At 63.9% G+C, this 5,463-nt stretch carries 4 protein-coding genes; 2 read left to right on the top strand and 2 right to left on the bottom strand.

Annotation, left to right across the window (positions count from 1 at the left end; all coding sequences use genetic code 11):
- Positions 1–1,972, bottom strand: a 1,972-nt coding sequence (locus tag J0I64_RS04395) for a molybdopterin-dependent oxidoreductase (RefSeq protein WP_291406393.1), incomplete at its 3' end; no start/stop codon positions are given.
- A gap of 83 nt (positions 1,973–2,055) precedes the next feature.
- A complete protein-coding gene (locus J0I64_RS04390) occupies positions 2,056–2,649 on the bottom strand; it encodes a hypothetical protein (RefSeq protein WP_291406392.1) in 594 nt (197 codons plus the stop codon).
- Between the two features lie 361 nt (positions 2,650–3,010).
- Here J0I64_RS04390 and J0I64_RS04385 point away from each other — a divergent pair, with 361 nt between their 5' ends.
- The gene (locus J0I64_RS04385; RefSeq protein ID WP_291406391.1) at positions 3,011–3,649 is read left to right on the top strand and encodes a YqiJ family protein; all 639 of its coding nucleotides are present in this window, start codon (positions 3,011–3,013) and stop codon (positions 3,647–3,649) included.
- Between the two features lie 158 nt (positions 3,650–3,807).
- On the top strand, positions 3,808–5,463 hold a 1,656-nt coding region (locus J0I64_RS04380; RefSeq protein ID WP_291406390.1), incomplete at its 3' end, for a flotillin domain-containing protein.

The raw sequence follows: 5,463 nt of genomic DNA, 5'->3' as shown, positions 1-5,463 counted from the left end.
GCAGGCCCTCGGCGATGAGCGTATTCGTCGGCAGGCCGTCGAACAACCGCACGGTCAGTTCCACCTGCCCGCGCTGGTTGCCAACGGTCACTGCATCGCCCTCGACGAGACCAAGCCGGGTGGCGTCTGACGGATGCACGAAGACAGATGGTTCGCCTTCGCGCTTCAGACTGCCCGGGGTCTGGTTGAACGACGAATTGAGGAAGGCGCGGGCCGGACTCGTGGCGAGCTTGAAAGGATGCTCGGCATCGGTCTTTTCGGTGATGTCCCAATGGTCGGCGAAGCGCGGCATGATCGCGGGATCACAGACCCAGCGATAGCCTTTCTTCCTGGCCACCGCATCCCAATCTGGTTCGAAGCGGAAGCGGCCATCGGGCCAGCCAAAGCCATTGGCAAAGCGGGCGACCTCATCCGGCCGCTCCTTGTCGATGAAACCCGTCTTCTGGACCTCTTCGATGGTGGGCAGGCCCGAGCGCGCAAAGGTTTCGGCGACGACCTCGCGATCGGTGGTCGAAAAGATGGGATCGTCGCTGCCGAGGCGCACGGCCAGGGCGTTGATGACTTCGTGGTTCGAGCGCGCTTCGCCGGGCGCCTCGACAACAGCGGGGCCGAAGAGAATGCGCGTGTGGCCGCCGCGGGTGTAATAGTCGTTGTGCTCGAGGAACATGGTGGCAGGCAGGACGATATCGGCCAGCTCTGCCGTTTCGGTCATGAACTGCTCGTGGACGACGAGAAAAAGATCGTCGCGGAGGAAGCCCTGGCGCACCAGCGTCTGGTCGGGGGCGACGCAGGCCGGGTTAGTGTTCTGCACGATCATGGCGTGGACCGGGGCGCCATTCTGTAGCGCAGCGGCGTTGCCGGTGAGGATCGGGCCAACTTCGGACATATCGAGGAGGCGCGGCGAGCCCTTTTGCAGGTACGTGCCCTCGAGGCGGGACTTGTCGAGGTTCCAGGTGCCGGAATTGGAATGGAACGCGCCGCCACCGCGGTGCTGCCAGGCGCCTGACATGGCGGGAATGGAGAGCGCGGCGTGCATGGCCGTGGCGCCGTTGGTCTGGCGGGAGAAACCATAGCCGAGACGGAAGAAGGTTTTGGGCGTCGAGCCGACGAGGCGCGCAAAGGCCTCGATTTCGGCAACGGAAAGGCCGGTGATTTCCGCGGCCCATTCGGGGGTACGGGTCTGCAGGTGCGCTTCGAAATCGGGCGAAAAATCTGTGTAGCGCTCCATATAGGCGCGATCGGCCAGGCTCTCGCGGAGCAGCACATGCATGGTGGCGACCGCCAACGCCCCATCGGTGCCAGGGCGGACGACGAGGCCCATATCGGCCTGATCCATGGTTGCGGTGCGATAGATGTCTACGACCACAATTTTGGCGCCGCGGGTTTTGCGGGCCTTCATCGCATGGGTCATGACATTGACCTGGGTGTGCACCGCATTGGTGCCCCAGATCACGACGCAATCGCTCTCGGCCATCTGCTCGGGATTGACCCCTCCGAGGAGGCCGGTGCCGGCAATATAGCCGGGCCAGGCGAGGCCCGTGCAGATGGTGTCATATTGGTGGGAATAGCCGCGGACGGCGCGCAGGCGCTCGATGCCGTCACGATGCACGTGGCCCATGGTGCCGGCATAAAAGTAGGGCCAGATGGCTTCGGGGCCATGCTGCGCTTCGATCTCGAGGAAGCGGGCGGCGATTTCGTCCAGCGCCTCGTCCCAGGAGATGCGCTGCCACTGCCCTGCCCCCTTGGGGCCGGTGCGGCGCATGGGATGGGTCAGGCGCTCGGGGTGATGGATGCGCTCGGCGTAGCGGGCGACCTTTTCGCAAATGACGCCGGCAGTATAGGGATCGTCCTTGGCGCCGCGGACGCGGCCCACCTTGCCATCGGGAAGAATATCGACATCGAGCGCGCAGACCGACGGGCAGTCGTGCGGGCAGACGGAACGGATGGTGTGGTGCGGCGTGGGGGCGTTCATGAGCCGAAATTAAAGAAGCTCACCGCTCGCGACAATCGCATTGTGCTTATGACGGGAATAAGGGGCGTTGATGCGCCCCTTGCTCACAGCGTGGCGAAAGCCTTGGTCGAGGTTTGGGCATTGCGCATGGCGCGGGTTGCGGCGTGCTTGGCCAGTTGCGCAGCGCCGCCGTGGAACTGCGAGAAGGTGATGCGCCCCGTCGTGCCGGTGATGGTGATGCCGCGCCAGTTCGGACGCACCGAGCGGACCTCGGCCCAATCGAGCGCGGTTTCCCGGCCGGTGGCCGAGCGGTGCCGCACCTGGCGATTGTCCCAGCGGGTATTGGTGAAGAGGCCGACGAGACCAATGCCGATCGAGCCGCCAGCGAGCAAGAGCGCGGCGAGATAGGTTGCGACGAGTTGGACCGTATCGGCGGCGCTGCCCATGAAGATAACAGCAAAGAGCAGCACGGCGGCCAGCGCGGCGGCGCCGTAGCAGGCGAAATACTCGACCATCGAGGGTCGAAGCTCGGCCCAGCCGCCATCCACCATCAGCCCATCCTCGGGCTGCAGGAGGCGCAGAGCCAGAAACGCTGCATAGCCGAACGCCACGACGCCTGCCGCGCGCGAGAGCGGCAGATGGGCGGTCATGGGCAGATATTTCAGGGCAATCAAAAGGGTAATCACGAGAAGTGGCAAAGCCACCTCCTGCCAACGCAAGGGCACGCTTGTATCTCCAGTGGTGCGAGGCCGGTGACGCAGTTCGGCGGTGAATGGAGGAAAGACTACAGGGATAAAGTGATTTGACCATTCACATTTCCGCCATAAGGCGGCAGCGGCCAAAGGGACTTGGACGATGTTGCGAAAGCGCAACCTTTCGCACTGATTCACTTGCCTCAAAACTTGAATCAACGCCCTGCCATTGCGATTCCGCAGAGCGACACAACATGTTGATAGCGAAAAACTATTTTGCCGCCGAGACTGCTTAAACGGCGGCGGGTTGACCGTCTCGGCCGCCAAGCCAATATTGGCGGCGTCGGGACGAGTTTGGGAGGCTGAAATGGATCTGTTTGCGGCCGAGACGGCCCCATTCGCAGTCGCGCTTGGCGTGACCCTGGCCATCGCGCTGATCGAACTTGCAGGCGTCCTAATCGGCCTCAGCCCGAGCGAGGCCATCGACAGTACCCTGCCCGATGCCGACACCGACATGCCCAATCTCGAACTGGGTCCGCTGAGCCAGTTTCTCAACTGGTTGAGTTTCGGACGGCTACCGGCGCTGGTCGTGCTCATCCTCATCACCACCAGTTTTGGCCTCGGCGGCTATGTGCTGCAGGAGGCGATGCGGCGCATTTTCGGGTTCGCGCTGGAGCCCGCCGTAGCGAGCGCCCCGGCCGCGATCTTCTCGCTCTTTGCCACCCACCACCTTGGGCATTGGCTGGGACGGCTGATGCCGCGCGAAGAGACCGACGCCGTCAGCACCGCAGATTTCATTGGCCGCGTTGCGACCGTGTTCCGCGGCACCGCCAGCAGCGGCAAGCCGGCTGAAGCAAAGCTCACCGATATTCACGGCAAGACGCATTACCTGCTGGTCGAGCCCGACGATGAAGGCCAATCGCTTTCCGAGGGCTCGCAGGTGGTGCTGGTGCGTCGTGAAGGCCCGGTGTTTCGCGCCATCGTGCAGCTGAAACCGGTCCAGTAATGGCCAAGATCAAAACGCCCCCAACGGGCGAGCCGGTTGCTCCGGCCGTATCGCCGCCGCCGCCCGAAATCACTCAACCGCCGATCACCACCCCTCCAACTACCCCCATCACCCTTCAGACGACAGACCCCGCCCCGCCAAGCCAGGAGACTTTCGCCTTGTCCCAGACTCTTCTCGATATCCTGATCATCATCGCGGTGATCGTTGTTGCCCTTTTTGCCATCGGGCTCATCGTGTCCCGGCTCTATCGCCGGTCATCCAAGGAGGTGAGCTTTGTCCGCACCGGCTTTGGCGGGCAGAAGGTGATCATGAATGGTGGTGCGCTGGTGTTTCCGGTGTTGCATGAGCAGATCCCGGTCAACATGAACACGCTGCGCCTCGAAGTCCGGCGCGCAAATGAGCAGGCTCTGATCACCAAGGATCGCATGCGCGTTGATGTGCAGGCCGAGTTCTACGTGCGTGTGCAGCCGACGGTGGAGTCGATCGCCAATGCGGCGCAGACCCTGGGGCGGCGCACCATGGAGCCGACGGCGCTCAAGGAGCTGGTCGAAGGCAAGTTCGTCGATGCCCTTCGCGCCGTGGCGGCCGAAATGGCGATGGAAGAGCTGCACGAGCAGCGCGTCAACTTCGTGCAGAAGGTGCAGGCGGCCGTTTCTGAGGACATTCTCAAGAACGGTCTCGAGCTTGAATCCGTGTCGCTGACCGGGCTCGACCAGACCAATCGCGAGTTCTTCAACCCCGACAATGCCTTTGACGCCGAAGGTCTGACCAAGCTGACCCAGGCGATCGAGGAGCGGCGCAAGGCGCGCAACGACATCGAGCAGGAAACGCAGGTGCTTATTGAGCGCAAGAACCTCGATGCGGAGCAGCAGAAGTACCAGATCTCGCGCGACAAAGAATTTGCGCGCCTCGAGCAGGAGCGCGAAATCCAGATCCGCATGGCCGAGCAGGCGGCGCTGATCAAACAGCAGCAATCGGAACGCGAACGCGAGGCGGAAGAGACGCGGATTCTCGCAGCGCAGAAGGTGCGGCAGGCCGACATCGCCTCCGAGCAGGTGGTGAAGGAGCGCGAGATCGCGACTGCGCTCGCTGTCGAGGCGGCGGCAGTGGAGAAGGCCAAGCAGATTGCCCTTGCCGAGCAGGCCCGCGATATCGCCGTGTCGCTCAAGAGCAAGGAAAAATCGCAGGCTGACGCCGCTGCCGACGAGGCTCGTGCGGTGGCCGCCAAGGCGGCCGAAGAGGTGGCGACCTCGCGCCAGACCGCCATTGCCGAGCGTGAAAAGGCCATTCAGCTGATTGAGGCCCGCAAGGCGGCGGAACAGCAGGCCATCAGCATCACCGTGGCCGCCGAGGCGGAAAAGGCGGCGGCGGCAGACCGCGCCGAGGCGATCCGCATTGCCGCCGAGGCAGAAGCCGAGAAGCAGCGCGTGGGGGCCAAGGGTTCGGCCGACGCCGAGCTGCTGCGGGCCGAGGCGCTGGCCGCGACCTACAAGGTCGAGGCCGAGGGCAAGCGGACCATCAACGAGGCCAGCAACACGCTTTCGGCCGAACAGATCGCCATGCAGGTGCGGATGAAACTGATCGAGGCCCTGCCCCAGATCATCGCTGAAAGCGTCAAGCCGATGCAGAATATCGACGGGATCAAGATCCTGCATGTCGATGGGCTGAATGGGTCGAGCGGCGCGGCCGGCTCGGGCGAGGCGACGAGCGCCAATGGCGGGCTGGCGGACCAGGCCGTGGCGGCGGCGCTGCGTTATCGCAGCCAGGCGCCGCTGATCGATGCGCTGATGAGCGAGCTGGGTCTGTCGGGCGGG

Origin of the sequence: Devosia sp. (assembly GCF_017307565.1) — a bacterium.
GTDB lineage: Bacteria > Pseudomonadota > Alphaproteobacteria > Rhizobiales > Devosiaceae > Devosia.
The sequence above is the reverse complement of the archived record's forward strand: the minus strand, read 5'-3'. Positions and strand labels throughout refer to the sequence as shown.